The organism is Streptomyces sp. NPDC104309 (assembly GCF_055584025.1).
Genome location: NZ_JBVJMV010000039.1, coordinates 1 through 26,825 on the forward strand (window position 1 = coordinate 1; position 26,825 = coordinate 26,825).

At 68.5% G+C, this 26,825-nt stretch carries 27 protein-coding genes, 1 tRNA gene and 1 pseudogene; 19 read left to right on the top strand and 10 right to left on the bottom strand.

The genetic code is table 11. The annotated features are described in order from the left end of the window. Positions 1 to 221 precede the first annotated feature (221 nt). Genes ACZ68L_RS36270 through ACZ68L_RS36290 form a run of 5 tightly spaced genes read left to right on the top strand, consistent with a single transcriptional unit; the run spans position 222 to position 3,919 of the window. Positions 222 to 512, top strand: coding sequence for a WXG100 family type VII secretion target (locus ACZ68L_RS36270; RefSeq protein WP_469586082.1), 291 nt, complete (start codon positions 222 to 224; stop codon positions 510 to 512). 11 nt (positions 513 to 523) lie between these two features. Further along, the gene (locus ACZ68L_RS36275; RefSeq protein WP_469586085.1) at positions 524 to 2,272 is read left to right on the top strand and encodes an RNase A-like domain-containing protein; all 1,749 of its coding nucleotides are present in this window, start codon (positions 524 to 526) and stop codon (positions 2,270 to 2,272) included. A gap of 11 nt (positions 2,273 to 2,283) precedes the next feature. Next, positions 2,284 to 2,901: a hypothetical protein gene (locus ACZ68L_RS36280; protein ID WP_469586088.1), complete on the top strand. Its 618-nt coding sequence runs from the start codon at positions 2,284 to 2,286 to the stop codon at positions 2,899 to 2,901. A 10-nt stretch (positions 2,902 to 2,911) separates the two neighbouring features. After that, positions 2,912 to 3,217, top strand: a complete 306-nt coding sequence (locus ACZ68L_RS36285) for an RNase A-like domain-containing protein (protein WP_469586091.1) — start codon at positions 2,912 to 2,914, stop codon at positions 3,215 to 3,217. A 12-nt stretch (positions 3,218 to 3,229) separates the two neighbouring features. Further along, positions 3,230 to 3,919 carry a contact-dependent growth inhibition system immunity protein gene (locus ACZ68L_RS36290; RefSeq protein ID WP_469586093.1) on the top strand — a complete coding sequence of 230 codons (690 nt, stop codon included), beginning with the start codon at positions 3,230 to 3,232 and terminating at the stop codon, positions 3,917 to 3,919. A gap of 258 nt (positions 3,920 to 4,177) precedes the next feature. Here the strand turns inward: ACZ68L_RS36290 and ACZ68L_RS36295 are convergent. After that, a tRNA-Gly gene (locus ACZ68L_RS36295) sits at positions 4,178 to 4,251 on the bottom strand. A 467-nt stretch (positions 4,252 to 4,718) separates the two neighbouring features. Between ACZ68L_RS36295 and dcd the strand changes: the two genes are divergently transcribed. Both dcd and ACZ68L_RS36305 read left to right on the top strand, forming a co-directional pair. Beyond that, positions 4,719 to 5,294 carry a dCTP deaminase gene (dcd, locus tag ACZ68L_RS36300; RefSeq protein ID WP_266747149.1) on the top strand — a complete coding sequence of 192 codons (576 nt, stop codon included), beginning with the start codon at positions 4,719 to 4,721 and terminating at the stop codon, positions 5,292 to 5,294. Between the two features lie 5 nt (positions 5,295 to 5,299). Then, a complete protein-coding gene (locus ACZ68L_RS36305) occupies positions 5,300 to 5,800 on the top strand; it encodes a phosphoribosyltransferase (protein WP_361454558.1) in 501 nt (166 codons plus the stop codon). A 219-nt stretch (positions 5,801 to 6,019) separates the two neighbouring features. Here the strand turns inward: ACZ68L_RS36305 and ACZ68L_RS36310 are convergent, their stop codons facing one another. The 3 genes from ACZ68L_RS36310 to ACZ68L_RS36320 form a co-directional block, all read right to left on the bottom strand. Beyond that, a complete protein-coding gene (locus ACZ68L_RS36310) occupies positions 6,020 to 6,967 on the bottom strand; it encodes a Yip1 family protein (protein WP_469586100.1) in 948 nt (315 codons plus the stop codon). Between the two features lie 191 nt (positions 6,968 to 7,158). Further along, entirely contained in the window at positions 7,159 to 9,426 is a 2,268-nt protein-coding gene (locus ACZ68L_RS36315) for a (Fe-S)-binding protein (RefSeq protein WP_469586103.1), read from the bottom strand. 101 nt (positions 9,427 to 9,527) lie between these two features. Next, positions 9,528 to 10,238, bottom strand: coding sequence for a sugar transferase (locus ACZ68L_RS36320; protein WP_469586252.1), 711 nt, complete (start codon positions 10,236 to 10,238; stop codon positions 9,528 to 9,530). Positions 10,239 to 10,736: 498 nt separating this feature from the next. On the opposite strand from ACZ68L_RS36320, the gene dnaK reads away from it, so the two are divergent. From dnaK to ACZ68L_RS36340, 4 genes are all read left to right on the top strand, one after another. Then, positions 10,737 to 12,578, top strand: a complete 1,842-nt coding sequence (dnaK, locus tag ACZ68L_RS36325; protein ID WP_469586106.1) for a molecular chaperone DnaK — start codon at positions 10,737 to 10,739, stop codon at positions 12,576 to 12,578. Continuing rightward, on the top strand, positions 12,575 to 13,216 hold the full coding sequence (gene grpE / locus ACZ68L_RS36330; protein WP_469586109.1) for a nucleotide exchange factor GrpE: 642 nt from the start codon (positions 12,575 to 12,577) through the stop codon (positions 13,214 to 13,216). Before dnaK ends, grpE begins: the two co-directional genes overlap by 4 nt. A 93-nt stretch (positions 13,217 to 13,309) precedes the next feature. Next, complete coding sequence (gene dnaJ / locus ACZ68L_RS36335; protein WP_469586112.1) at positions 13,310 to 14,497, top strand: molecular chaperone DnaJ; 1,188 nt, start codon at positions 13,310 to 13,312, stop codon at positions 14,495 to 14,497. A 1-nt stretch (position 14,498) separates the two neighbouring features. Beyond that, complete coding sequence (locus tag ACZ68L_RS36340) at positions 14,499 to 14,945, top strand: heat shock protein transcriptional repressor HspR (RefSeq protein ID WP_093899393.1); 447 nt, start codon at positions 14,499 to 14,501, stop codon at positions 14,943 to 14,945. Between the two features lie 132 nt (positions 14,946 to 15,077). Here ACZ68L_RS36340 and ACZ68L_RS36345 read toward each other — a convergent pair whose 3' ends face one another. The 3 genes from ACZ68L_RS36345 to ACZ68L_RS36355 all read right to left on the bottom strand — a co-directional run bounded on the left by ACZ68L_RS36345 (position 15,078) and on the right by ACZ68L_RS36355 (position 16,586). Next, entirely contained in the window at positions 15,078 to 15,332 is a 255-nt protein-coding gene (locus tag ACZ68L_RS36345) for a hypothetical protein (protein WP_469586115.1), read from the bottom strand. A gap of 11 nt (positions 15,333 to 15,343) precedes the next feature. Beyond that, on the bottom strand, positions 15,344 to 15,577 hold the full coding sequence (locus tag ACZ68L_RS36350; RefSeq protein ID WP_469586118.1) for a hypothetical protein: 234 nt from the start codon (positions 15,575 to 15,577) through the stop codon (positions 15,344 to 15,346). Positions 15,578 to 15,647: 70 nt separating this feature from the next. After that, positions 15,648 to 16,586 carry a helix-turn-helix transcriptional regulator gene (locus tag ACZ68L_RS36355; RefSeq protein ID WP_469586121.1) on the bottom strand — a complete coding sequence of 313 codons (939 nt, stop codon included), beginning with the start codon at positions 16,584 to 16,586 and terminating at the stop codon, positions 15,648 to 15,650. Between the two features lie 179 nt (positions 16,587 to 16,765). Between ACZ68L_RS36355 and ACZ68L_RS36360 the strand changes: the two genes are divergently transcribed. Both ACZ68L_RS36360 and ACZ68L_RS36365 read left to right on the top strand, forming a co-directional pair. Then, positions 16,766 to 17,086, top strand: coding sequence for a hypothetical protein (locus tag ACZ68L_RS36360; RefSeq protein ID WP_469586124.1), 321 nt, complete (start codon positions 16,766 to 16,768; stop codon positions 17,084 to 17,086). After that, positions 17,083 to 17,403, top strand: a complete 321-nt coding sequence (locus tag ACZ68L_RS36365; RefSeq protein ID WP_469586127.1) for a (2Fe-2S)-binding protein — start codon at positions 17,083 to 17,085, stop codon at positions 17,401 to 17,403. Before ACZ68L_RS36360 ends, ACZ68L_RS36365 begins: the two co-directional genes overlap by 4 nt. Positions 17,404 to 17,512: 109 nt before the next feature. Here the strand turns inward: ACZ68L_RS36365 and ACZ68L_RS36370 are convergent, their stop codons facing one another. Then, entirely contained in the window at positions 17,513 to 17,917 is a 405-nt protein-coding gene (locus ACZ68L_RS36370; RefSeq protein WP_469586130.1) for a pyridoxamine 5'-phosphate oxidase family protein, read from the bottom strand. A 293-nt stretch (positions 17,918 to 18,210) separates the two neighbouring features. On the opposite strand from ACZ68L_RS36370, the gene clpB reads away from it, so the two are divergent. Together clpB and ACZ68L_RS36380 are read left to right on the top strand one after the other, a co-directional pair. Beyond that, positions 18,211 to 20,805, top strand: coding sequence for an ATP-dependent chaperone ClpB (gene clpB, locus ACZ68L_RS36375; RefSeq protein WP_469586132.1), 2,595 nt, complete (start codon positions 18,211 to 18,213; stop codon positions 20,803 to 20,805). Between the two features lie 142 nt (positions 20,806 to 20,947). Continuing rightward, the gene (locus tag ACZ68L_RS36380; protein WP_351071581.1) at positions 20,948 to 21,508 is read left to right on the top strand and encodes a type III secretion system chaperone family protein; all 561 of its coding nucleotides are present in this window, start codon (positions 20,948 to 20,950) and stop codon (positions 21,506 to 21,508) included. A 109-nt stretch (positions 21,509 to 21,617) separates the two neighbouring features. Here ACZ68L_RS36380 and ACZ68L_RS36385 read toward each other — a convergent pair. Further along, positions 21,618 to 22,022 (bottom strand): annotated as a pseudogene (locus ACZ68L_RS36385) (aminotransferase class I/II-fold pyridoxal phosphate-dependent enzyme); the annotation flags it as partial. 387 nt (positions 22,023 to 22,409) lie between these two features. Here ACZ68L_RS36385 and ACZ68L_RS36390 point away from each other — a divergent pair. The 4 genes from ACZ68L_RS36390 (at position 22,410) to ACZ68L_RS36405 (ending at position 25,066) form a co-directional block, all read left to right on the top strand. Continuing rightward, on the top strand, positions 22,410 to 22,709 hold the full coding sequence (locus ACZ68L_RS36390) for a WXG100 family type VII secretion target (protein WP_093899385.1): 300 nt from the start codon (positions 22,410 to 22,412) through the stop codon (positions 22,707 to 22,709). Positions 22,710 to 22,778: 69 nt separating this feature from the next. Beyond that, a complete protein-coding gene (locus ACZ68L_RS36395; RefSeq protein WP_469586137.1) occupies positions 22,779 to 23,075 on the top strand; it encodes a hypothetical protein in 297 nt (98 codons plus the stop codon). Positions 23,076 to 23,106: 31 nt separating this feature from the next. Further along, positions 23,107 to 23,805, top strand: coding sequence for a hypothetical protein (locus tag ACZ68L_RS36400; RefSeq protein ID WP_469586140.1), 699 nt, complete (start codon positions 23,107 to 23,109; stop codon positions 23,803 to 23,805). 10 nt (positions 23,806 to 23,815) lie between these two features. After that, positions 23,816 to 25,066 carry a hypothetical protein gene (locus ACZ68L_RS36405; protein ID WP_469586142.1) on the top strand — a complete coding sequence of 417 codons (1,251 nt, stop codon included), beginning with the start codon at positions 23,816 to 23,818 and terminating at the stop codon, positions 25,064 to 25,066. A 110-nt stretch (positions 25,067 to 25,176) separates the two neighbouring features. On the opposite strand, the gene ACZ68L_RS36410 is transcribed toward ACZ68L_RS36405, so the two are convergent. After that, a complete protein-coding gene (locus ACZ68L_RS36410; protein ID WP_469586255.1) occupies positions 25,177 to 26,802 on the bottom strand; it encodes an FtsK/SpoIIIE domain-containing protein in 1,626 nt (541 codons plus the stop codon). Between the last annotated feature and the right edge of the window lie 23 nt (positions 26,803 to 26,825).

The window sequence follows — 26,825 nt, forward strand, 5'->3', positions numbered from 1 at the left end:
ATGATCAAGAGAGTCCGCACCGGCCGCTACGCGGCAGTCACACCGATGACGAATCCCTTGCGTGACCTGCGGAAACGCTAACTACCCGGCCTTGGGCGAAACTGACGCGCTGTCGACGCCGAACACCGAGGTGCCCGCCGCGCCGCGAAGCACCCTCTCCGACCTCTGAGGTCCCATAAGCCGACCGACGAATTTCGAGACAACGTGTGAATGGGGGACGCATGGTGGACGACGACCACATAACCGTCGATTTCGCGACGCTGCAGGAACTTTCCGGGGATCTGGAGGACATTCTCAAGCGCCTCAACGAGCAGCTGGACCTGCTCTACGGGCGCGCCGAGAAGGTGGTCCTGACGTGGGAGGGCGAAGCCCGCGAGGTGTTCGTCGACAAGTTGGACGAGTGGGACCGGTCCGCGGCGGACCTTCAGGCGGCCCAGGCGTGGCTGCACGACGTCGTGGTCAACGGGGAGATCAACTACGCGGCGGCACACAGGGCGGTACTGCGGGGCTGAGGCGCGGCCTGATGGCTGATCTGCCTTCCGACAAGCAACGGCAGCGGGAACGGGACCAGGCCAGGACCGCACCACCCAACCGGGGCGTGGGCCGCTTCGACGTGCAGCCTCAGCACCTCTACTTCACCTCGCTCGTCGTGCGCGACGGCCAGTTCGCCTATGACAAGAAGGCGAAGGCGCTGACGGACGCGCTGGGCAAGTACAGCCAGTCCGCAGGAACGGGCTGGGGCGCGGACTCCTTCGCCGACCAGTACGGCATCGTCGCCGGGAAGTTCCTGGATCTCTGGGCGAAGAGCGTGGTGTCGGTGGGCGGTGTGGCGGTGGGCTTCACGCAGACGGCGAACAACTACGCGCAGGCGGACTGGGCGGCTGGCAAGGGCAAGGGAGAGCCACCGCAGGAGAAGCAGCCTCCATCGGTGATCTCCACCGTGCCCAAGTACGGTCCGCCGAACGACCTGACGTGGCGAGGGGAGGGCGAATACCACGACTCGTGGGCGATTTCCGGAATCCTCGGAGAGGTCCCGGACTTCCTCATGTTCATCATGAAACCCGTGGTCGATGAGGGGCTGAGACTCGGCCGCATCCACGAGATCACGCCGGGCGTCAAGGAAGAGCAGTTCCGCGACATCGCCGGTGCCTGGCGGGACGCCTCCGAGGACGTGAAGAAGTCGGCCGACGACTTCACGGACGCGATCTCCTACATCACCGACCCCACGGGCAACGGTGAATGGCAGGCCGCGATGAGGTCCTTCTGTCAGACGATCTGGGGAACCACCGCATGGGGGAAGGTCCGTGACCAGCGGGCCGAGGTGACTGCCAAGAAGGGCGCCCGGAGCTGGAAGACCCACGGGAAGATGGACCCCGCCACCAGGCGCCCCATCATCGAGGTCCTCGACAAGAGCGCGAACGCCATTCAGAAGTTGCTGGACGACCTGGCCGACGTGGGCCAGAAGACCACGGAGACCACCATGCGCCTGGCCAAGGAGGCCGCGGACAAGACGGTGAAGGACCTCACCTCGGGTCTCGACCTCTTCGAACTCACCAAGATCGCGGCCGGTCTCTTTGTGGCGGAGGTTGTCCTGACCTTCCGGTCCCATATGGACAAGGCGGCCATGGATGCCGCAGTCGAGGCCTACCACGAGGCGTTCAGCGATGCCGCGGGCAAGCTGGCCATGCTTGAGTTCGAGCTCGACGAGGCGCTCTTGAGCGTGCCCACGTTCCAGGCGGAACGGGCTCGGGCACAGGGGTTCGGCGCACGTTCCTTGAACGAGTTCAAGAAGGAGCACAGCTGGCAGCTGCCGGAGAGCCGGTTCCCGTACATGTACTCGGTTGACCTTGCCGCAGCGGAAGGGATGGGGAACGGCCATACCCTTGACAAGCATGTGGGGAAGACCGACGAGCAGTTGTTGCAGCGGATGAGGGACGAGAGCAAGGCGGACGGAACACCGAAGATCCCGGGTGCATCGACATACGCCGACATGGAATCCGCTCAGAGACTCACCCAGTACGCTCTGCGCGACAACACGAACGAAATCAACAAGTGGCTGAGTGAGGACCCGCCGCGGCCGATGGCGGAATTCGACACCGCGTCCGTTCCTCTGCAAGGTCCCTTGACCGGCGACGCGGTGACCGGGCGGGGCACCATGCTGGTCGACGGAAAGGTCACGGAGGTGCGGGACACGAAGGGGGTCTCGCTGCGTCTCATGTACGAGCCGGACCTCAACCCGCCCTTCGTCGTCTTCAGCTCGATGCCCAAGTGAGAAGGACCCGGATGAACAGCGAGATCGAGCCCGCCCGGCAGAGCGGTCCGCAGCCGGGTCCCGATGCCGGTACATGGGCGATGGCCGTGGAGATGTACCGCAACCGGTATTCCTTCGTCGCGGTCGGCCCGCGCGCTCACGAGGACTGGCTGCCCGACGTGGCCGCGGTGATGCGCCGCGAGGTCGCCGATCCCCGCGGCTGGCGCGGCAGGGATCCCGAGCAGGGGGACGAGGAACTGGAGGAGGACCCCGCCTTTCCGTTCCGGGTTCTGCCGACGGACGAGGCCGGGGCCGCGCAGTGGCGCAGCCGGCTCTTCGAGATTCCGCGTTCCGCCGTTGTACGGCTGCTCGTGATGCTGGCGACGGACGCCATGGACGTGTCACGGCAGTACGGCTTCGCCGACCGCAGGCCGGGCATGGAGGAACACGCGCGGGTGATCCTGTCGCGCTTCCCGGCGGGCTCGCAGTTCTTCACGAACACCCGCCACGACAGCAACCACCCCGACCACCCCGACTTCTACGAACGGGTCACCGGCTGCTGGCCGATGACTCAGTACGCCTGGGACTTCGGCCTCCTCGCGGTGTCCCACGAGGAAGTCGGCCTCATCTGGTCGTTCGACGCAAGCTGAGTGGACAGACATGACCGCACGGACCCGCTCGGCCACCTACCCTGACCGAGAAACCGCCCACTGGGCCACCCAGCAGGTGGTGACCGGCAACGAGCAGAAGATCCACCGCTGGCTCGCCCAGGGCACTCGCGCCCGCCTCGCCATCGAGGCCGCCTGGCCCTCCCGCGAGGCGCCCGTCGGCCGTGTCCTTCTGCAGGCGATGATGCTCGCCGGGCGCGAGCCCGTCGATGTGCGCGCGGCGCGTGTCGTTCTCAAGCGTGAGCCGACCAGCCCGCACGGCTTCGTCGTGCTCACGACCGTTCCGATCTACCTGTAGAGGTCCAGCGCCGTGTCCATGAAGCCGTTCGAGTTCGACCGCCGCTACGGAGAGTTGGACCAGGTGATCACCGCGTATGTCGGCATGCCGGCCGACGACGAGCCGGACGAGCCGAGCCAAGCCCTCCAGGCATACCTGCGCCACACCTGGCACACCCGCCCCTGGGCCTTGGCCGCGGCCGAACAGCAGATTCGCGAATACGCACGCAACCCGCCCGGTCGGCTGCGCCTGAGCCTCGGTGAGTTCTACCCCGTGCCGGACGTCGGCCTGCCCCAATCAGCCATCCAGAAGTGGCTGTTCGTGATCGCAGACCACTTGAAGCGGTCGATCGAGGAGGGCGAGGTCCCGTCCCCGGCCGTCCCTCGCACCCATTGGCAGTGGCACGCCCGCTTCCCCGAGCTGGGCCAGTTTCTCGGCGGCTGGTTCTCGCAGGACATGCCGGACGAGTTCCCGGACCACGACGCGGCCGTACGCGACTACACCGCCACCACCGACCCGCAGCTGATCGCCCGCCTCACGGGCGAGCTCCACGAAATGCTCGCTCTCGCCCTCGAAGAGTCCGAATACGCCCTCGCGGTGGCGGAGCTGGGCATGGAGGTCGACCCGCCCCAGCCGTACTCCCCGAGCAGCTGGCTGGCCCACCTCGCTGAGGGGCTGGGCGGATTCAAGGCGGACTACGGCCCCGGCCCGGCCACAGGCTGACCGCCCGTCTTCGCTCGGCCTCCCACGCCCCACCTCGCCCCGGGGCCGTGGCCCGACGACGGCGACGTCCCGCTCGCGCCTCTCGGCACCCGTTCGGATCCTGAACGACAGCAGGAATTCGTGAGCGGACTGGATGACCTCGTGCGGGCCGCCCGCGCGAAGGCCGAGGAGAAGTCTTCTGATGCGGATCTGGTGTAGGACGCTTGAAGTGGTCTAGACAACAGAGAAGCCCCCGGCCGCTGGCCTGGGGCTTTTTCATGGAGCGGGTGACGAGAATCGAACTCGCGCTCTGAGCTTGGGAAGCTCATGTTCTACCATTAAACTACACCCGCGAAGCGCACCGATTGATCCGCTGCGTATCGTCACACACTGTACCCCATGCCAGGTCCCCGGCGTTCGAGCCGTGGGGCCATTTCGTTGTGGGGGAGAGTGGATGCGGGTGCTCTGGGCGGGAGTTGGGGGCGTAGCGTGGGTGGTCGGAGTGCCGCCTGGAGTGGCGTCCTGTTCATCCCCTAATGTGGCTTTCTCGTCCAAGGCTTGTTGGGGAAGGGACTTGATGGACTCCATGGAGCGCACCGTCGTCCGCTGTGCCGAGGGGCACGTTTTCGCTACCGCTTCGTTCCCGATGCAGCAGCTCGGGTCCGGGCGGATCGGTCCCGGGCGGCTCATTCGCTGTCCTCGTTGTGCGCGGCTGCGGCATGCCGTGCCCGTGGTGTTCGAGGAGCGGTAGCGGCGGTGTCAGGCGCGCGGGGCGGTCCCGGATTGGGGCGGGCCCGCGCGTTCTGCGTATCCTCGGGGCGTGCTTCTCTCAGACAAGGACATCCGGGCCGAGATCGACGCCGGACGTGTTCGCATTGATCCGTTCGACGTGTCGATGGTGCAGCCCTCCAGCATCGATGTGCGGCTCGACCGCTACTTCCGGGTGTTCGAGAACCACCGCTATCCACACATCGACCCAGCTGTCGAGCAGGCCGATCTGACGCGCATGGTCGAGCCGGACGGCGACGAGGCGTTCATTCTGCACCCCGGTGAGTTCGTGCTCGCTTCGACGTACGAGGTCATTTCACTTCCCGACGATCTTGCGTCGCGGCTGGAGGGGAAGAGTTCGCTGGGCCGGCTCGGTCTGGTGACGCATTCGACCGCCGGGTTCATCGACCCCGGTTTCTCCGGGCACGTGACCCTGGAGCTGTCGAATCTCGCGACGCTGCCGATAAAGCTGTGGCCGGGGATGAAGATCGGGCAGCTGTGCATGTTCCGGCTGAGCTCGCCGTCGGAGTTCCCGTACGGCTCCGAGCGGTACGGATCGCGTTATCAGGGCCAGCGCGGGCCGACCGCGTCTCGGTCGTTCATGAATTTCCACCGGACGCAGGTGTGAGCCCGATGAGCGATGAGGTACGGGAGAATCTGACGTACGACGGCTTCGGTCATGCCGTGCGTGAGCTGGCGCAGGCCGTGGCCGACGACGGGTTCGAGCCCGATGTCGTGCTGAGCATCGCGCGGGGCGGGGTGTTTGTCGCGGGCGGGCTCGCTTACGCCCTGGACTGCAAGAACATTCATCTGGTGAATGTGGAGTTCTACACCGGCGTGGGCACCACCCTGGAGATGCCGGTCATGCTGGCGCCGGTGCCGAACGCCATCGACTTCTCGGACAAGAAGGTCCTGATCGCCGACGATGTCGCCGATACCGGGAAGACGCTGAAGCTGGTACGCGATTTCTGCATCGATCACGTTGCGGAGGTGCGCAGCGCGGTCATCTACGAGAAGTCGCATTCGCTCGTGAAGTGCGAGTACGTGTGGAAGAAGACCGATCGCTGGATCAATTTCCCGTGGAGCGTGGAGAAGCCCGTCGTGCGACGCAGCGGGCAGGTTCTCGACGCCTGACGCGCGAAGCCCGGCGCGTGCGTGATGCCCGATGGATCGTGGCCCGATGTGTGGAGTGCGTGATGCCTCTCGGGCCCGGTGCGGGACGGTGTCCGCCGTAAGGACGGATGGATGGCCGGCGGGCCGGCCGTAAGGACGGACGGAGAAACCCCCGGGGCTTGTGCGCCGGGGGTTTGGTGTTCCGTCCGTCCGTGATCTTCTCGTCCGCGGGCGGGACCGTCAGATCGTGCCCAGCTTGATGATCGACAGAAGCGCGATCAGCTGGATCGCGGAGGCGCCCAGCGCCTTCGGCCACGGCAGGTCGTGCGATTTGCTCACCATCGAGGTGAAGAGCGCGGCCGAGGCCAGCCAGGTGATCCAGCCGAGGATCTGGACCAGGGAGTTCTCGCCGCCGAGGAAGAGGGCGAATATCAGGCGGGGCGCGTCCGTGATCGACATGATCAGCATGGAGAGGCCCACGGTCGGCTGCCAGGAGCCGTCGCCCCCGAGCTGGCGGGCGAGGGTGTGCGTGACCGCGCCGAGGACCAGGCCGCCGATGACGAAGCCGATGCCCGTGATGACGACGTAGGGGACCGCGGCGGAGATCGTCGCGTGGATCGCGTCGTCCCGGGCCTGGTCGAAGCCGAAGAGGGCGAGCAGGCCGTACAGGAACGTGACGATGAGCGCCGGGCCCCAGACCGGGTAGTCGCGCATCTGCCAGAACGTCGGTCCCGGGCGCAGCACGATGCCGGTGAGCAGGTCCTTCCACGGCAGTCGCGGGCCCGCGGGCTGGGCGGGGGCCTGGCCGGAGCGGTAGGTGTTGGCGTCGCCGTACGGGTCCTCACCGATGCTGAAGGCCTGGGTGTGGCCGGGGGAGTTGGCGTACGGGTCGCCCTGCTGGGGGGACCCGTGGGGGTGGTGGGGCTGTTGGTACGGGTCGCCGAAGTACTCCGGCTCCCCGTGGCCGCCGCCGTTGTAGCCGTCGCCGTTCCCGTAGCCGCCGCTGCGGCCGCCGTGGTGCCCACCGTTGTTGTACGGGGGTGGGGCGCCGTTGCCTCCCGTCGGTGGCCAGGGCTGCTGCCCGTACGGCGGTGGTGCCTGTGTGCCGTACGGCTGCTGCCGCGGTTGCTGTTGCCCTTGCTGCGGGGTGCGGTTGTCCCGGCCGCGTCCGATCCTGAATCCAGCCACGTCATCGAACGTACCTGGTCCGCGCGGGTGCGGTGAGGGGGCCTGGGGAACCTGCCCGCCATTGCGGCCGAGCTGTGACATCCCCTAGGGGAACCCCCGGGGGCCGCCCGACGTACAACGTACGCAAGACAGAAGCGGCCGGTCCTGCCCCCGAGGCAGGTCCGGCCGCTTCTGTCGCACGACAGCCCGAGCTACTTCACCGGCTCCGGCTCCGGTGCGTCCGCCGACTCCGTCTCACCGGCCGGGTCGGCCGGAGTCTTCACGGAGTCCAGCAGCAGCTGCGACACGTCGACCACCTGGACCGACTCCTTCGCCTTGCCTTCGTTCTTCTTGCCGTTGACCGAGTCGGTCAGCATGACCAGGCAGAACGGGCAGGCGGTGGAGACGATGTCGGGGTTCAGCGACAGAGCCTCGTCGACGCGCTCGTTGTTGATGCGCTTGCCGATCCGCTCCTCCATCCACATCCGGGCACCACCGGCACCGCAGCAGAAGCCGCGCTCCTTGTGGCGGTGCATCTCCTCGTTCCTGAGGCCCGGGACCCTCGCGATGATCTCGCGCGGCGGGGTGTAGATCTTGTTGTGGCGGCCCAGGTAGCAGGGGTCGTGGTACGTGATCAGGCCCTCGACCGGGGTCACCGGGGTCAGCCTGCCCTCGTCGATGAGGTGCTGGAGCAGCTGGGTGTGGTGGATGACCTCGTACTCGCCGCCGAGCTGCGGGTACTCGTTGGCGAAGGTGTTGAAGCAGTGCGGGCAGGTCGCGACGATCTTCTTCGCGGCCTTCGCCTTCTTCGTCGAGTCGTCCTCGTCGTCCTCGCCGAACGCCATGTTCAGCATGGCCACGTTCTCCTGGCCGAGCTGCTGGAACAGCGGCTCGTTGCCCAGGCGGCGGGCCGAGTCACCGGTGCACTTCTCGTCGCCGCCCATGATCGCGAACTTGACGCCCGCGATGTGGAGGAGCTCCGCGAAGGCCTTCGTGGTCTTCTTGGCCCGGTCTTCGAGAGCGCCCGCGCAGCCGACCCAGTACAGGTAGTCGATCTCGGACAGGTCCTCGACGTCCTTGCCGACGATCGGGACCTCGAAGTCGACCTCCTTGGTCCACTCGACGCGCTGCTTCTTGGCCAGCCCCCAGGGGTTGCCCTTCTTCTCCAGGTTCTTGAGCATGGTGCCCGCCTCGGACGGGAACGCGGACTCGATCATCACCTGGTAGCGGCGCATGTCGACGATGTGGTCGATGTGCTCGATGTCGACCGGGCACTGCTCCACACACGCACCACAGGTGGTGCAGGACCACAGCACGTCCGGGTCGATGACGCCGTTCTCCTCGACCGTGCCGATCAGCGGGCGCTCGGCCTCGGCCAGGGCCGCGGCCGGTACGTCCTTCAGCTGCTCCTCGGACGCCTTCTCGTTGCCCTCCATGTCCTTGCCGCCGCCGGCCAGCAGATACGGGGCCTTGGCGTGCGCGTGGTCGCGCAGCGACATGATCAGGAGCTTCGGGGAGAGCGGCTTGCCCGTGTTCCAGGCCGGGCACTGCGACTGGCAGCGACCGCACTCGGTGCACGTGGAGAAGTCGAGGATGCCCTTCCAGGAGAACTGCTCGACCTGGGAGACACCGAAGACGTCGTCCTCGCCCGGGTCCTCGAAGTCGATCTCCTTGCCGCCGGAGGTCATGGGCTGGAGCGCGCCGAGCGCGACCGCGCCGTCCGCGTTCCGCTTGAACCAGATGTTCGGGAAGCCGAGGAAGCGGTGCCAGGCGACACCCATGTTGGTGTTGAGCGAGACGGTGATCATCCAGATCAGCGAGGTGCCGATCTTGATCATCGCGACGAAGTAGATGAGGTTCTGCAGCGTGCCGAGCGCGAGACCCTTGAAGGCGAGGACCAGCGGGTACGAGATGAAGTACGCGGCCTCGTAGCTCCCGACGTGGTGGATCGCGCCTTCGAGGCCGCGCAGGGTCAGGATCGCCAGGCCGATGATGAGGATGACGTACTCGACGAAGTACGCCTGCCACGCCTTGGAACCCGTGAAGCGGGACTTGCGGCCGGCCCGGGAGGGCAGGTTCAGCAGCCGGATGGCGATCAGCACGAGGATGCCGACCGTCGTCATCAGGCCGATGAACTCGGTGTACATCTCGAACGGCGGCCAGTTGCCGATGATCGGCAGGACCCAGTCGGCCTTGAAGAGCTGCCCGTACGCCTGGAGCAGCGTCGGCGGCAGCGTCAGGAAGCCGATGGCGACGAACCAGTGCGCGAAGCCGACGATCCCCCACCGGTTCATCCGGGTGTGGCCGAGGAACTCCTTGACCAGGGTGATCGTGCGCTGCTTCGGGTTGTCGGTGCGGCTGCCTGCCGGGACCGGCTGTCCGAGTGTGACGAACCGGTAGATCTGCGCGACGGCTCGGGCGATGAGCGCAACGCCGACCACAGTCAGCACCAGCGACACGATGATCGCGGCGAGTTGCATTTGGGGGCTCCTCGGGCCTGCGAGGGTGGGATCCAGCGTCTACGAGCGAATACTGGGACTACTAAGCAGTAACTTAATCAGTCTGTGCTGACACTATCCACTTATTCCGCCGCTCTGTAGCCGGACCGGCGGTGATCTGTGTCGCTCAGGTGTGCCTTGCCGCGTCGGGTGAGTCCGCGGACCGCTCGGTGCAGCGGAGTGTGTACGGCTCTCGCCAGGATGGCGAGGTCGAGTCCCACCCAGTGGTGCTCGGCGTAGTACTGGTCGAGCAGGGCGGGTTCGTCCCACGGCATGCCGGAGCGGGAGCGTACCTGCGCCAGGCCGGTGAGGCCCGGTCTCAGTTCCTGCCGCCAGTCTCTCGCGGCGGGGACGGGGACGGGGGCGGGGGCGGGGGCGGGGGTGGTGACTGCGGGGCTGGAGGGGGCGGGGGAGTCGGTGGGTCCGGCGGGCTCGGTGGGTCCGGCGGGCTCGGAAGAGTCGGCGGACTTGGGGGGACCGGCTGCCCCGGCTCGGGCCTCGTCCGGTGTCAGGGGTGCCGGGCCGACCAGGGACAGCTCTCCCCGTACGACGTGCGGCAGCCGGGAGAGCAGGTCCAGCCGCAGCCGGCGGGTGCGCAGCGAGCGCAGCACGAAGACGTGACCGCCCAGGCCGATCCGGGGTGAGCGGGTCAGTACCCCGCCGGAGGGCCGTTGTGCGGCGAGGGCGAGGGTGCCCGCGGCGAGCAGGGGGGCGGCCAGGGCCAGCAGGACCGAGCCCAGGGCCAGATCCAGTACGCGCTTGGCTGACGGCCACTCCTGCTGTCGCACGCGCATACGGGCCGACGAGAGGGCCGACGAGAGGGTCGGCAGGAGGCCCTGCGGGAGGGGCGACGTGCCGCCCGCCGGGGTGCGGACGGTCGCGTGGGCCCGCATGTACGTCGGCATGCGGGCCGACGCGCGGCGCGGCATGCGGCCGGACAGGCCCGGCATGCGTGCCGCGGCGCGCGCCGGGATGCGGCCCATGGGTCGGTCCATCGGTCGGCCCTGCGTCTGTCTCTGCCTCTGCATCGTTCGCACCTGCCTGGGGTCGGGTGGATCGAGTGCCGGTTTTGTGTGGCTCACGGCAATTTGTGACAGAACGATCCCACGGGCGCGATGATGGGGGCGGGTTTCCCGGCCCGTGAGGGGGTCGGTGTCGCCCGAGGTCGTCCGCCACGCGTGAGGTGCATGCACGATAGTTGAGTCGGTCCGACTCAACTCTGTTGACACTGGGAAGAGTGTCATGCATCCTTGAGTCAGTTCCACTCAAGTAGTCAAGCTGGAGGAATTGAAATGGCACGTGCGGTCGGCATCGACCTGGGCACGACTAACTCCGTCGTCAGCGTTCTCGAAGGCGGCGAGCCCACCGTCATCACCAACGCAGAGGGCGCCAGGACCACGCCGTCCGTCGTCGCCTTCGCGAAGAACGGCGAGGTGCTGGTCGGCGAGGTCGCCAAGCGCCAGGCAGTGACCAACGTCGACAGGACCATCCGCTCCGTCAAGCGCCACATGGGCACTGACTGGAAGATCGACCTGGACGGCAAGAGCTTCAACCCGCAGCAGATGAGCGCCTTCATCCTGCAGAAGCTGAAGCGGGACGCCGAGTCGTACCTGGGTGAGAAGGTGGCCGACGCGGTCATCACCGTCCCCGCGTACTTCAACGACTCCGAGCGTCAGGCGACGAAGGAGGCCGGCGAGATCGCGGGCCTGAACGTCCTGCGTATCGTCAACGAGCCGACCGCCGCCGCGCTGGCGTACGGGCTCGACAAGGACGACCAGACGATCCTCGTCTTCGACCTCGGTGGCGGCACCTTCGACGTGTCGCTCCTGGAGATCGGTGACGGCGTCGTCGAGGTGAAGGCCACCAACGGTGACAACCACCTCGGTGGTGACGACTGGGACCAGCGCGTCGTCGACTACCTGGTGAAGCAGTTCGCCAACGGTCACGGCGTGGACCTGTCCAAGGACAAGATGGCTCTCCAGCGTCTGCGCGAGGCCGCGGAGAAGGCGAAGATCGAGCTCTCGTCCTCGACCGAGACCACGATCAACCTGCCCTACATCACGGCGTCCGCCGAGGGCCCGCTGCACCTGGACGAGAAGCTCACGCGCTCGCAGTTCCAGCAGCTGACCGCCGACCTGCTGGAGCGGTGCAAGACCCCGTTCCACAACGTCGTCAAGGACGCGGGCATCCAGCTCTCCGAGATCGACCACGTCGTTCTCGTCGGTGGCTCGACCCGTATGCCGGCCGTCGCCGAGCTCGTCAAGGAGCTGACCGGTGGCCAGGAGGCCAACAAGGGTGTGAACCCGGACGAGGTCGTCGCCATCGGCGCCTCGCTCCAGGCCGGTGTCCTCAAGGGCGAGGTCAAGGACGTCCTGCTCCTCGACGTCACCCCGCTGTCCCTCGGTATCGAGACCAAGGGCGGCATCATGACGAAGCTCATCGAGCGCAACACCACGATCCCGACCAAGCGGTCCGAGATCTTCACGACGGCCGAGGACAACCAGCCGTCCGTGCAGATCCAGGTGTACCAGGGCGAGCGCGAGATCGCGGCGTACAACAAGAAGCTCGGGATGTTCGAGCTGACCGGTCTGCCGCCGGCTCCGCGTGGTGTGCCGCAGATCGAGGTCGCCTTCGACATCGACGCCAACGGCATCATGCACGTCGCCGCGAAGGACCTCGGCACCGGCAAGGAGCAGAAGATGACCGTCACCGGCGGCTCCTCGCTGCCGAGGGACGAGGTCAACCGGATGCGCGAAGAGGCCGAGAAGTACGCCGAGGAGGACCACGCCCGCCGCGAGGCTGCCGAGTCGCGCAACCAGGGCGAGCAGCTCGTCTACCAGACGGAGAAGTTCCTCAAGGACAACGAGGACAAGGTCCCCGGTGACGTGAAGACGGAGGTGGAGACCGCGCTCACCGAGCTGAAGGAGAAGCTCAAGGGCGAGGACACCGCCGAGATCCGTACCGCCACCGAGAAGGTCGCGGCCGTCTCCCAGAAGCTGGGCCAGGCGATGTACGCCAACGCCCAGGCCGAGGGCGACCCGCAGCCGGGCGCCCAGCAGGCCAAGGCCGACGACGATGTCGTCGACGCCGAGATCGTGGACGACGAGAAGGACGCGAAGGGCGGTGCGGTGTGACCGAGGAGACTCCGGGTTTCGAGGAGAAGCCCGACGTCCCCTCCGGCGCTGCCTCCGACGGAGCCGAGCCGAAGGACGCCGCATCCTCTCCGGAGGAGGAGGCGTCCCCGGCCGGGGACGGAGTACAGACAGTCGGTCTGACAGCACAGCTGGACCAGGTCCGCACCGCGCTCAACGAGCGCACGGGCGACCTCCAGCGGCTCCAGGCCGAGTACCAGAACTACCGCCGTCGCGTCGAGCGGGACCGGGCCACGGTCAAGGAGATCGCCGTAGCGGGTCTCCTGTCCGAGCTCCTGCCCGTGCTCGACGACGTCGGCCGGGCCCGGGATCACGGCGAGCTCGTGGGCGGGTTCAAGTCGGTGGCCGAATCACTGGAGACGGTCGTCGCCAAGCTGGGCCTGCAGCAGTTCGGCAAGGAGGGTGAGCCCTTCGACCCGACGATCCACGAAGCCCTGATGCACTCGTACGCGCCGGATGTCACCGAGACGACCTGCGTGGCGATCCTGCAGCCGGGGTATCGGATCGGCGAACGCACCATCCGCCCCGCGCGGGTGGCGGTTGCCGAGCCCCAGCCGGGTGCGGCAGCCAAGGAAGAGAAGGCAACCGACGAGGAGAGCGGTGGCACCGAGGAGGTCTGACATCCCGTCTGACCACCTCGCGGCCCACCGCCCGGCCGTGCGACCGCCCACCGGGCCGGTCGCATGGCCGATCGTCCGGAAGGAGGGACGTCGATGAGCACGAAGGACTTCGTCGAGAAGGACTATTACAAGGTCCTCGGCGTCCCCAAGGACGCCACCGACGCCGAGATCAAGAAGGCGTACCGGAAGCTCGCCCGCGAGTTCCACCCGGACGCCAACAAGGGCGACGACAAGGCGGAGGAGCGCTTCAAGGAGATCTCCGAGGCGAACGACATCCTCGGCGACACCAAGAAGCGCAAGGAGTACGACGAGGCGCGCGCCCTCTTCGGCAACGGCGGCTTCAGGGCCGGACCCGGAGGCGCCGGCGGCAACTTCAACTTCGACCTGGGCGACCTCTTCGGAGGAGCCCAGGGCGGGGGCTCGGGCGGCGGCGCCGGTGGCTTCGGCGGCGGCGGCGGTCTGGGCGATGTCTTCGGCGGCCTGTTCAACCGGGGCGGTACGGGGACGCGGGTGCAGCCGCGCCGCGGCCAGGACATCGAGTCCGAGGTGACGCTCAGCTTCACCGAGGCGGTCGACGGGGCCACGGTCCCGTTGCGGATGTCCAGCCAGGCGCCCTGCAAGGCGTGTTCCGGCACCGGTGACAAGAACGGCACCCCCAGGGTCTGCCCGACCTGTCTCGGTACCGGCCAGGTGTCGCGCGGCACCGGCGGCGGCTTCTCGCTCACCGATCCCTGTGTGGACTGCAAGGGCCGGGGCCTCATCGCCCAGGACCCCTGCGACGTCTGCAAGGGCAGCGGACGGGCGAAGTCCTCCCGGACCATGCAGGTCAGGATTCCGGCGGGCGTCTCGGACGGCCAGCGGATCCGGCTGCGCGGAAAGGGCGGTCCGGGCGAGCGCGGTGGACCGGCCGGCGATCTGTACGTCGTGGTCCATGTCGACGCCCACCCGGTCTTCGGCCGCAAGGGCGACAACCTCACGGTCACCGTGCCCGTCGACTTCACGGAGGCGGCGCTCGGCGGCGAGGTGAAGGTGCCCACGCTCGGCGGTCCGCCGGTCACTCTGAAACTGCCGGCCGGCACCCCCAACGGACGTACGATGCGCGCCCGCGGCAAGGGCGCCGTACGCAAGGACGGCACCAGGGGCGACCTGTTGGTCACTGTCGAGGTGACGGTGCCCAGGGACCTCAACACCGAGGCCAGGGACGCACTGGAGGCCTACCGCAAGGCGACCGCGGGACACGACCCGCGGGCGGAGCTGTTCCAGGCGGCGAAGGGAGCTTGAGGTGGACGGCCGACGACGCAATCCGTACGAACTGACCGATGAATCACCGGTGTACGTGATCTCGATCGCGGCCCAGCTCTCGGGCCTCCATCCGCAGACACTGCGCCAGTACGACCGTCTCGGTCTGGTCTCCCCCGACCGCACGGCCGGGCGCGGCAGACGTTACTCGGCCCGCGACATCGAGCTGCTGCGCACCGTGCAGCAGCTGTCGCAGGACGAGGGCATCAACCTCGCCGGCATCAAGCGCATCATCGAGCTGGAGAACCAGGTCGCGGCCCTCCAGCAGCGCGTCGCCGAACTCTCGGCGGCCGTGGACGGAGCGGCGGTGGCGATGCAGCAGCGCGAGGCCCAGGTGCATGCCTCGTACCGCCGTGATCTGGTGCCGTATCAGGATGTGCAGCAGACCAGCGCGTTGGTGGTCTGGCGGCCGAAGAGGCCGAAGGACTGAGCGGGTTCGGCGTACCCGCACCGTACGTACGAGGTCAGGGCCCGTCTCCCGTGAAGCGCACGGGGGACGGGCCCTGACCTTTCTACGTCCTTTCCTTGCAGGGGACGGCAATCTCCCCTGCGTCCAGGGAGGTCACTTTCCCGAGGACTGCCAGAGCGTGAGAGCCGGCGCGGCGCACGAGGTCACGGCGGCCGGCGACGGCAGCGGCCAGCGGGCCCGCTCCAGCGCGTCGAGGCGGTCCTCGTGCTCCCCGAGCGCCTTGTCGGTCTGGTCGACGCGTTGCAGCAGCAGTGCCAAGTCACCCCGGGTGGTGGCGAATCCGACGTCGACGGAGCGGTGCAGCCGCTCCAGTTCCAGAGCGATGCTCTCGGCCTCGGATTGCGTCATCGGGGGTCTCCTCACCTACGGGGGACGCGCAGCCGGTCCCAGCCGGCGCGTCCCGGGATGCCGTCGGCGCGGCAGAGTGCGAGGCTGTCGCGGCCTGCGGTGGGGTGCAGCATGACGCCGTGCACCGGGCCCCAGGGGGCCTTGTGGTTGCGGTTGTGGGCCCTTCGGTCGCCGTGCTCGGCGACGCGGACGCCCGCGTCGTGCAGGGCACGGACGAGGGCAGCGGGCGAGAGAGGTGCGGCCACTGGCGGGCTCCTCACATGGGGGCCGGGCGGGGGCGGGTCGGGCTCCCCCTGTGCTGCGGTGGTGAACGCTTCAGTTCGGTCCCTGCTCCAGGATTCCTGACTGCGCTATCAGATAGCCGAGCTGGGCTCGGCTGTTGCTGCCCAGGGCGGTGCTGAGTTTGGCGATGTGGGCCCGGCAGGTGCGTACATTCATGCCGAGACGGCGGGCGATGGCCTCGTCGACGTGACCCTCGACAAGGAGTTTGGCGATGGAGTGCCGCACTCCGGAGATGCCTTCGAGTGTCGGGTCGTACGGGATCTGCTCCTGCAGCGGGACCGCGCGTCGCCAGAACTGCTCGAAGACGCTGGCGAGGTACTCCACGATGCCGGGGTGTCTGAGCTCCAACGCCACTCTCCGGTCGTCCGTGGCCGGTATGAAGGCAACGGTGTCATCGAAGATCATGAGTCGTTCTATGAGCTCTTCGAGGGTGCGGATCTCCACCTTCCCCTCCGCCATGCGTGCCGCGTAGGTGAGGGTCCCGTGGCTGTGCCGGGCGGTGTGTTGATACAGGGTGCGCATGCCGACGCCGCGCTGGGTGAGAATGTTTCCGCGCTCCATGGCAATGTTCAGTGCGTCCTCGCTGCGCCCGCCGCCGGGCTGGATGGTGAGAACTTCTGACTTGCACTCGGTCAGGGCGAGTTCGATGGACGCATTGATCCGGTCGATGCCTTCGAGCACCGTGATCGCATGAGTGGTCGGCGGGCCCTGGGCGCTGATGGCCATGAAGGGTTCGAACGCCTCTGCCAGTTCGACCGAGAGACGTCGGCGGTCCTGGATCTCGCGCTCTATGGGGTGCAGCCGTTGTGTCAGTGCGGCGGACGGAGGAACTGGTCGTAGCCAGGTGGCGTCGTCGGGGTCCGGGTGCAACAACGCGAACTCCAGCAGGCAGGGAGCGAGTCCCACCTCGGTGCGGGCTATCTTGCCCACGCTCAGCGCACTGGCGTACAGCCGCGCCCCTTCGTCGCACATGGCGCTGACGGGGTGGGGATGTGTCGTGTTTGCTTCATTTGTGACCATTTATCCACCCCCCAGGAACATGAATCTGCAGGAACATGATGCATCGCTTCTGTGGCATTGACGTGCCCCAATGAGCAATCGTCTTGTCATGCGGGGGAGAGGAAACCTTGGAAGTGAGGACGAAGCCCACTATGAGTAACAAGATGCTTCGCTCGGTGCTTGCTGCGACCTTCTCCGCCGGGCTGACATTCGGGGCGATAGGCGTCCTGGACCTTGCTTGGGACAGTGCTCCCACGGGGGCGGCGGGGGCGCAGTTTCAGGCCGTGGCGCCCCCCGACCTCGCCTGGGACATCGCACCGGTGAAGCCGACGGGCGCGCAGAACGAGGCCGTGGCGCCCCCCGACCTCGCCTGGGACATCGCACCGGTGAAGCCGACGGGCGCGCAGAACGAGGGCGTGGCAGCAACGGACCTGGCCTGGGACATCGCGCCGGCGAAGTCTGCCGGCGCATGACCATCCCGCCGGACGACCGAACCTTCCGGCGTGAGATGGCCACGGCCTACCGATCAGGCTGGCATTTCATCGATCTCGTCACGGCCATCCCCCGCTGTGGCGACTCGCTGATGGTCACTCTGTTCGGTGACCCCGTCGTTGTCGCACGTGAAGAAGACGACGAAGTGCGTGCCTACCGGTGCCTCCGCAAGCCGCGGGGAGCCCCGCAGCCCGTCCGCTGCGCGATCCGGTACGACATGATCTTCGTCAACCTCGACCGGCGGGACCATCAGCTGTTCGAGCCAGAGACTATCTCCGCCACCCCCCGCAGTGCCTGAGCGATCCCCCGTCGTTACATGTCGCTCAGTCACTCCCCCACACAACGGCGCCATCGTGACCTGAACACGGTGGCGCCGTTGTGCTGCCCGGGGTCTTTCGCGGTTCCTCTCACGCCCTGCCGAGCGCCCGGTCCAGGGCGATCTCGATGACGACGCGGTCCGGGTTGGGTGACGGTGTGCGCCCGTAGCGCTCCGCGTAGCGGCGTACCGCGTCGGCGACCACCTCCGGTTCCGTGCGGACCGTCGCACGGCCTTCCAGTGTCGCCCAGCGGCGCCGGTCGACCTGGCAGACCGCGACCCTGGCGCCGTCCGGACCCGCGGCCAGGACATTGGCCACCTTCCGCCTGCCCTTGCTGGTGATGATCCGGGCCAGCCCGGCCTCGGGGTCGTACGTCACGCCCACCGGCGCCACGTGCGGCGTGCCGTCGGGGCGGGGCGTGGTCAGGGTGCACAGGTGGTGCTCGCGCCAGAACGCGAGGTACTCGGGACCGGGGTTCGTCACGTCGACTGCCATGGGGACAGCGTAGGCAGCGCGGGCCGGCCCCTGCGGTGGCGCGGGCCCGATCCGGCCGGTTGACTCGGGGCAGGGGCAGGGGCAGGGGCAGGGGCAGCGGCGGGGCGGGGCGGAAGCGGGCTGCTGAGGGCTGAGGGCTGAGGGTCAGGGGCGAGGGCCGAGGGCAGGACGGAGGGAACAAGGGGCGACGGACAGGTGTGGCACGGGGTTGAGTGGAATAGACTCAACTTTGTGTACGTTGATCTGGTCAGTGTTGTGGAGAGGCCAGTCACCGCAAGGAGGAGAAAGCGCACGTGGACGCCGAGCTGACCAACAAGAGCCGTGACGCCATCAACGCGGCCACCAGCAGGGCCGTGAAGGACGGGCACCCCGATCTGACCCCCGGGCACCTGCTGCTCGCGCTGCTCGCGGGCGAGGACAACGAGAACATCATCGATCTGCTCGCCTCCGTCGAGGCCGACCAGCTCGTCGTACGCACCGAGACCGAGCGACTGCTGGGCGCGCAGCCCAGCGTCACCGGGTCGACCGTCGCCCCGCCCCAGCCCAACCGCGAGCTGCTCGCCGTCATCGCGGACGCCGCGCAGCGCGCGAAGGAGCTCGGCGACGACTACATCTCCACCGAGCACCTGCTGATCGGTATCGCCGCCGCGGGCGGCCGGGCCGGTGAGATCCTCTCCGGGCAGGGAGCCAGTGCGAAGAGGCTGCTGGACGCGTTCGAGAAGAACAGGGGAGGGCGCCGGGTGACCACACCCGACCCGGAGGGGCAGTACAAGGCCCTGGAGAAATTCGGTACGGACTTCACGGCGGCCGCGCGCGAGGGCAAGCTCGACCCGGTCATCGGACGCGACCAGGAGATCCGCCGCGTCGTCCAGGTCCTGTCCCGCCGCACCAAGAACAACCCCGTGCTCATCGGTGAGCCCGGCGTCGGCAAGACGGCCGTCGTCGAGGGGCTCGCCCAGCGCATCGTCAAGGGCGACGTCCCCGAGTCCCTGCGGAACAAGCGCCTGGTCTCGCTCGACCTCGGCGCGATGGTCGCGGGCGCGAAGTACCGCGGCGAGTTCGAGGAACGGCTGAAGACGGTCCTCTCCGAGATCAAGGAGAGCGACGGGCAGATCATCACCTTCATCGACGAGCTGCACACCGTCGTCGGCGCGGGCGCCGGCGGCGACTCCGCCATGGACGCCGGCAACATGCTCAAGCCGATGCTGGCCCGCGGCGAGCTCCGCATGGTCGGTGCGACGACGCTCGACGAGTACCGCGAGCGGATCGAGAAGGACCCCGCCCTGGAACGCCGCTTCCAGCAGGTGCTGGTGGCGGAGCCGAGCGTCGAGGACACCATCGCTATCCTGCGTGGCCTCAAGGGCCGTTACGAGGCCCACCACAAGGTCTCCATCGCGGACTCCGCCCTGGTGGCCGCCGCGACCCTGTCCGACCGCTACATCACCTCCCGCTTCCTCCCCGACAAGGCCATCGACCTGGTCGACGAGGCGGCGTCCCGGCTGCGCATGGAGATCGACTCCTCGCCCGTCGAGATCGACGAGCTCCAGCGAGGCGTCGACCGTCTCCACATGGAGGAGCTGGCCCTCAAGAACGAGACCGACCCCGGCTCCAGGCAGCGCCTGGAGAAGCTCCGCCGCGACCTCGCCGACAAGGAGGAGGAGCTGCGCGGCCTCACCGCCCGCTGGGAGAAGGAGAAGCAGGGCCTCAACCGCGTCGGTGAGCTGAAGGAACGCCTCGACGAACTGCACGGCCAGGCCGAACGCGCCCAGCGCGACGGCGACTTCGACACCGCCTCCAAGCTGCTGTACGGGGAGATCCCCGGTCTGGAGCGGGAGCTGGCGGAGGCGAGCGAGGCCGAGCAGGTCGCAGCCAAGGAACCCAAGGAAAAGCTGGTGAAGGAGGAGGTCGGCCCGGACGACATCGCCGATGTCGTCGGCTCCTGGACCGGCATCCCGGCCGGACGTCTGCTGGAGGGCGAGACCCAGAAGCTGCTCCGCATGGAGGACGAGCTGGGCAAGCGCCTCATCGGGCAGACCGAGGCCGTGCGGGCGGTGTCGGACGCGGTACGCCGTACCCGCGCCGGTATCGCCGATCCCGACCGGCCCACCGGATCGTTCCTGTTCCTCGGTCCGACCGGTGTCGGCAAGACGGAGCTGGCGAAGGCGCTCGCCGACTTCCTGTTCGACGACGAGCGGGCCATGGTCCGCATCGACATGAGCGAGTACGGCGAGAAGCACAGCGTGGCGCGGCTCGTCGGCGCTCCGCCCGGATATATCGGCTACGAGGAGGGCGGCCAGCTCACGGAGGCGGTCCGCCGCCGCCCGTACAGCGTGGTCCTGCTGGACGAGGTCGAGAAGGCCCACCCCGAGGTCTTCGACATCCTGCTCCAGGTCCTGGACGACGGCCGGCTCACCGACGGACAGGGCCGGACGGTGGACTTCCGCAACGCCATCCTGATCCTGACCTCCAACCTCGGCAGCCAGTTCCTGATGGATCCCCTGGTCGAGCCCGAGGTGAAGAAGGAGCAGGTCCTGGAGGTCGTACGGGCCTCGTTCAAGCCGGAGTTCCTCAACCGGCTCGACGACCTGGTGGTCTTCTCCGCGCTGTCCGGCGACGAGCTCTCGCACATCGCGAAGCTCCAGATCGACCGGCTCGCCGGGCGCCTGGCCGAGCGCCGGCTCACCCTCGACGTCACCCCGGCCGCCCTGGCCTGGCTGGCCGAGGAGGGCAACGACCCGGCGTACGGAGCCCGGCCGCTGCGCCGGCTCATCCAGACGTCGATCGGCGACCGGCTCGCGAAGGAGATCCTCGCGGGCGAGGTCAAGGACGGCGACACCGTCCGGGTGGACCGGGTCGGGGACGGCCTGCGCGTCGGCCCCGCATCGTAATCACCTCCCCTGTACGGGCCCCCGGCGGGCCCGGCCCGCAGCGGCTGCTTGTCAGCTTGTGGCGGATCGGGCCCGCCGGGCTTGCCATCCCCCGCCCGCCATGGGGGAGGATGGCGGACAACCGCACGAAGGGAAAAACACGGTGAGCATCGATCCGTCCTCGATTCCTAATTTCGGGGGCCAGCCCGAACCGCAGGCCGCAGGACCGGAGGGCCCCGTCGTCCCTGACCAGGACCTCGTCAAGCAGCTCCTGGAACAGATGGAGCTGAAGTACGTCGTCGACGACGAGGGCGACCTCGCGGCGCCGTGGGAGGACTTCCGCACGTACTTCATGTTCCGCGGCGAGGACGAGCAGCAGGTCTTCTCGGTCCGTACGTTCTACGACCGCCCGCACGCCGCGGACCAGCGTCCGGTCCTCCTCGACGCGATCGACGACTGGAACCGCCGCACCCTGTGGCCCAAGGTCTACACGCACACCCACGAGCCCGAGGAGGGCTCCGAGGAGACCGAGGTCTCGGTCCGTCTGATCGGTGAGGCGCAGATGCTCATCGGTACGGGCGTCAGCCTGGAGCACTTCGTCTCGTCGACGGTCAGCTGGGTGCGCGCCTCGATCGAGTTCGACAAGTGGCTGCAGGAGCGTCTGGGCCTGGCACCCGCCGAGGAGAAGACGGACGGCGACGAGCCGGCCGCTCCGGACGCCTGAGTCACACCCGAGCGCGACGGCCCGGCCCGGGGCGGCGGTCTTCATGTCATGACGACCGCCGCCCCGGGCCGGGTTTTTCGCGTCGGGGGGCACGTCCCCGTGACAGCTGTCACAGCCGCTTCAGCCGGGACACGGCCTCGGCCGGCACGTCCTCACGCTTGCGGAAGGCGAACCGCACGAACGGTGCGCCCTGCTCCCGGTGGTCGTGGAAGACCGCGTTCGGGATGGCGACGACCCGGCACCGTTCGGGCAGCGTCCGGCAGGAGGCGAAGCCGTCGCTCTCGCCGAGCGGGCGGATGTCGGTGGTGACGAACTACGTTCCGGCCGGCCGGTAGACCTCGAAACCGGCCTCGGCGAGCCCGCCGCTCAACAGGTCCCGCTTGGCCCGCAGATCGGCGCGCGGCCCGTCGAAGTAGCTGTCGGGCAGGCGCAGGGCCTCGGCGACGGTGTACTGGAACGGGCCTGCGGACACATATGTCAGGAACTGCTTCGCCGAGCGGACGGCGGCCACCATGATCTTCCTGTGCGGCCTCCGGCGCGGAAGTTCCGGGCGGGTGGGGAGCGGCAGGCAACGCGGAATGCAACGACCGGCCCTGTGGCGTCGGCCCGGTGTGCGGCGTCGGCCCGGTGCGCGGCGCCGTACCTGTGCCCGGCGCTTCCTTCTCCAGGACCGCACCTCCCCGTGTCGCGCTGCTCCGGTTCGGTGAGGGAACGTCACTCCGGAGCCGGTGACGGGCGGGTGCGGGCCATGGGGGCCTGGTCGCGGGCCTGATCAGGGCGTCGGCCCGCCACTTTCGTCACTGTTCCGCAACAGGCATGAACCGCCCCGCCGGGTGCCCCGTACAGCCCGGTGTGCGCGGCTCAGCGACCGCGGCGACCCGAAACGAGAGAAGGAACCGACATGGCCGGCGGCAACATCAAGATCAGCCCGGAAGAGATGCGGGAGGCGTCGACCTGGCTGCAGCACCAGAAGGAACTGATGCAGCAGAGCCTCCACGAGGCCAACACCAAGATGGACGAGATGGTCGAGGCGGCCTACTCGACGCCGGGCTCCGAGACCAAGTTCCGTCCGTTCTGGGAGGAGTACAAGAACGGCACCGAGAAGGCGATCGAGGGCCTGCAGGGCGTCAGCGAGTTCATCAAGCAGGTCGCCGACGCGTTCGTCGACACCGACGACCAGACGTCCGGCTCCATCGGCTGACGTGCCCTCGTGCCCGGTCCCGCCCTTCCGCGGCGGGACCGGGCGGCGGCGGCCGGAGAGGAGGAACCGATGACCCGCATCAGCGTCCCCCTTGAGGACCTGAACGAGACGGTCAAGTCACTTGAGGACATCGGGCAGCGGATCAACAACACCGCGCGGCTCAGCGACGTCGGATCGAAGGGCGATGTGGGCGATTCGACGCTCGCCGACTCCCTCGCCGACTTCGACGGCGCATGGGGCAGGGGCCACGAGAAGGTGCAGGACAACGTGAAGGTCTTCTCCGAGAACACGAAGAAGATCTCCGACGCCTTCACGCAGACGGACGACGAGACCGTCAAGACGCTGGACGACTCCAAGAAGACCTGACGAAAGCCTGCTGGCAGAAGGGACATGCGTCATGACGCATCCGGTCACGGACCGGGCTACGGGGGCGCCCGCGCACTACAAGCTGCGCTACCCCGGCTCCTGGTGGCATCTGGACCTCGACCCGAGCACCCGGGACGCGTCCATCCGCCGCCGTATCGAGCACCAGGCGAAGGGGGTTCCGCAGCTCTCCCGCGAGCGGCTCGACGGCCTGATCCGCGACACCCGCCGGACCGCCCGCGAGGCCTACGCCCGGGGGGCGCTCCAGGCGGCGGGGATGGTCAGGTTCCCCGGCGGGAACGCGATGCTCAGCGCCACGTCCGTCGTGCTGCGGATGCCCGTGCCGGAGGACCAGTCGGCGGATCTGGCCGAGGTGCTGTTCGGGGCGAGCATGCAGGCCGGGGACCCGCAGAGCAGCGGGTACCCGCCGCGAGAGGTGGATCTGCTGGAGCTTCCGGGCGTCGGACCGGTCGGGCGGATCGCCTCGATCGAGGACATCGACTACAAGGGCACGCCGGTGCGTACGGCGCTGCTGCACACGCTGTTCCCGATCCCGAACCGCCGGGAATACCTGCTGGTCTCCAGCTCCACGCCCAATGTGGAGCTCAGGGACCAGTTCTTCGAGGTGTTCGACGCCATCGCGGGGACGCTGCGCTTCGTGGAAGTCGAGAGCAAGGGCCCGGCTGTGCCGGCCGCACAGAGCCCGCAGGGCACGGACGAGAACGGAAAGTGAGGGCGCGGCAATGGCGCGGCCAGCGGTGTCCGACTGGGAGACGGTCTTCGGGTTCTCGGACGACCCGACGCCGGGAGATGCGGAGATGCTCGCGAAGCTCGCGGGCCAGTACCGGTCCGTCGCCGACGACGCGGACCAGGCGCTCCCCATCGTCAGCGGCCTGAAGAACAGCCAGCTCGGCGAGGGCAAGGCCATGGAGAAACTCCGGCACAAGCTCGGGGACCTGGCCAGTCAGGTGGAGAAGCTGCACAGTTCGTACGACAAGGCGGCCCGCGCGCTGGACACCTACTCCGACCAGCTGGGGGACCATCAGCGCAAGGCCGACAACGCCCTGGTCGACGGGCGGGACGCCAAGGAGCGGCTGCAGCGGGCCACCGATGCCGCCGCCGCGGCGGGGTCCGTGATCAGCGGCCTGGACGCGGCGGACCCGCCCCCGCCGGACGACGAGGCGGCCCGGCGCAGTGCGCGGCAGGCCATGGAGAATGCCCGGCATGACCAGTCTGCGGCACAGGGGGACGTCGACAGCGCCCAGCGGGATCTCGACGCCGCCCGCATGCTCGCCGAGGACGCGCGGGAGTTGCGCGAGACGGACGCCTCGACGGCGGCCCGCGCCCTGGACGACGCGACGAGCGAGGCGGTCCCGGGCAAGAGCCTGTGGGAGAAGATCAAGGACATCTTCAAGAAGGTGCTCGGCTTCATCAGCGCCGCCCTGGGCATCATCGCCATGCTCATCCCCGGATTGCAGGGCCTGGGGCTCATCCTGACGATCGCCAGTCTGGTCACCGCCGCCATCCCCTTCATCATGAATATCGTCGACAGTATTCAGTCGGGCGAGTGGGATGTGCTCGACATGGTCCTCAGCGGCCTGGGGCTGGTGCTCGGCGGCGTCGGCCTGATCAAGATCGCCAATCTGGGGGGGATCGCGAACACCCTCAAGACCGTCACGAGCGACCTCAAGGCGATCCAGATCAACATCAAGAGCGTGATCCCCACCATCAAGGCGTTCACCGGGTTCAAGAACCCGGGCGACCTGGTCGCGAACCTGCTGAAGAACATGCCCGGTGGCGTGTTGAAGACACCGGACATCCTGAAGCAGCTGCCGGACATCACCAACATCTGGACGAAGACGGCGGGGTGGATCGACCAGAGCTCGAACCTCATCGGAGTGGCCGGCCTCGGCTGGGCGATCAACGGCGCCGTCCCCAACGGGACGACGGGCACGATCAAGCACGACTCCAGCTACGTGGAGGGATCGACCTGATCCGGGCCGCGTCCCGTCATGCGTGAGGGCTCCCGCCCCGGCGTTTCGCCGGGGCGGGAGCCCTCTGCCGTGGGACCTCAGAGCCGGTGTGGGAACCCCCGCACAGGCGCTCAGCTCCCGGCCGGCGGAAGCACCGTCTCCGGCACCTGGACGGTGCGCAGCACGCCGTCGCCCAGGTGCAGGATCGCCCGCCCCGGGCGGGTCGCGCCCAGGCGGCTGCGGGGCACCTTGACGCCGATCAGTTCGCCGTCGCTCATGTTCTGCGGCTTCAGCAGCAGACCGCACCGGTTGCGGCGGGCCTCGGTGTGCCAGCCGGAGAAGCCGGAGGAGAGCCGGTCGGTCTGCCCGGAGATCACCAGGCCCCGGCCGTTCTCGGCACCGGACTTGGCGATCTGGGTGAGGACGGGCTCGGCCTTCGTCTTCAGCAGCAGGTCGGCGTCGTCCAGGATCACCACGGCCCCCTGCGGCGAGGACGCCAGCGCCTCCTCCAGCGCGCTGGGGTCGATGTCGGCCTCGTCGAAGACCGCGAGGACCCCGGGCCGTCCGGCGAGTTGGCGCAACGGCGACCTGGCGGGCGCGCCGACGACGACGGGCGTCCCGGCCGACAGCAGCGACAGTGCCAGCGTCGCCAGGACGGTGCTGCGGCCGGAGCGGGCGGGTCCGGCGACGAGGAAGGTCGGCGTGATGGCGAAGTCCGGCCCGAACGCGGTGAGTTCGTCGCCGCCGACACCGGACAGGGCCCACCGTGCGGACGGCAGCGGCTGCGGCACGTACCGGGCCGCCTCCTCCCAGGTGAGCCGGTCCGGCAGGGTGTCGACGCGGAACGGCCGGGTGGAGTCCGGCAGCTGGGCCGCCTGCTCGCGGCAGGACTCGGCGATCCGCTGGAGCGCCACGGCCTGCGCCTGGCCTTCCGGGTTGTCCGTGAGGAGCGCGATCTGCACCTCCGCCTTGTCGGCGGCGCGGAACGCGCGGCCCGGCGGGATCTCGTCGGGCACGTTGCGCTGGGTGATGCCGATCATCCCGTACTCGGACTTCTCGTTCAGCTTCAGCACGAGCTTGTCCTCGGTGGAGCCGTTGACCCGGCTGGAGAACAGCGCCCGGTCACCGGTCATCACCAGATGGATGCCGACGCTCGCGCCGTCCCGGAGCAGGTTCAGCACGGAGTTCAGCAGGTTCCCGGAGTCGTACTCGCCGAGCTGCTTGTCGAAGACCTCCCACCGGTCGATGAACAGCATGATGTGCGGCGGCCGTTCGGTCTCCGGCAGGGCGCGGCGGAGCTCCGGCAGGTCGGCGCTGCCGCGGGCGGCGAGCATCTCCTGGCGCCTGGTCAGCTCCCCGGTCAGCCGGGCGAGCAGCCGGGCCACCCGGTCGGGCTGGGTGCGCTGGGTGATGGCCCCGCAGTGCGGCAGTCCCTCGATGGGCAGCAGCGCGCCGTTGCCGCAGTCGATGCCGTACATGTGCAGCCGGTCCGGGGAATGGGCGGAGGCCAGGGTGCCGGCGATGGTGCGCAGTGTCTGCGACCTGCCCTGCCGGGGCGAGCCGATGATGTGCAGGTGCCCGAGCGTCGCCGGGTCGATCACCAGGGGCAGCCGGGCCTGTTGTGCGGGCAGGTCCACCACGCCGTACGCGACGGGCGCGAGGTCGTAGTCCGAGGGCGGGGGCGCCGGCAGTTCGCCGGTGACCAGGACCTCGGGCAGCGGCGGGAGCCAGGGGCTGTGCTGCGCGGGGATGCCCATCTCCCGGTCCGCTTCGCGGATCG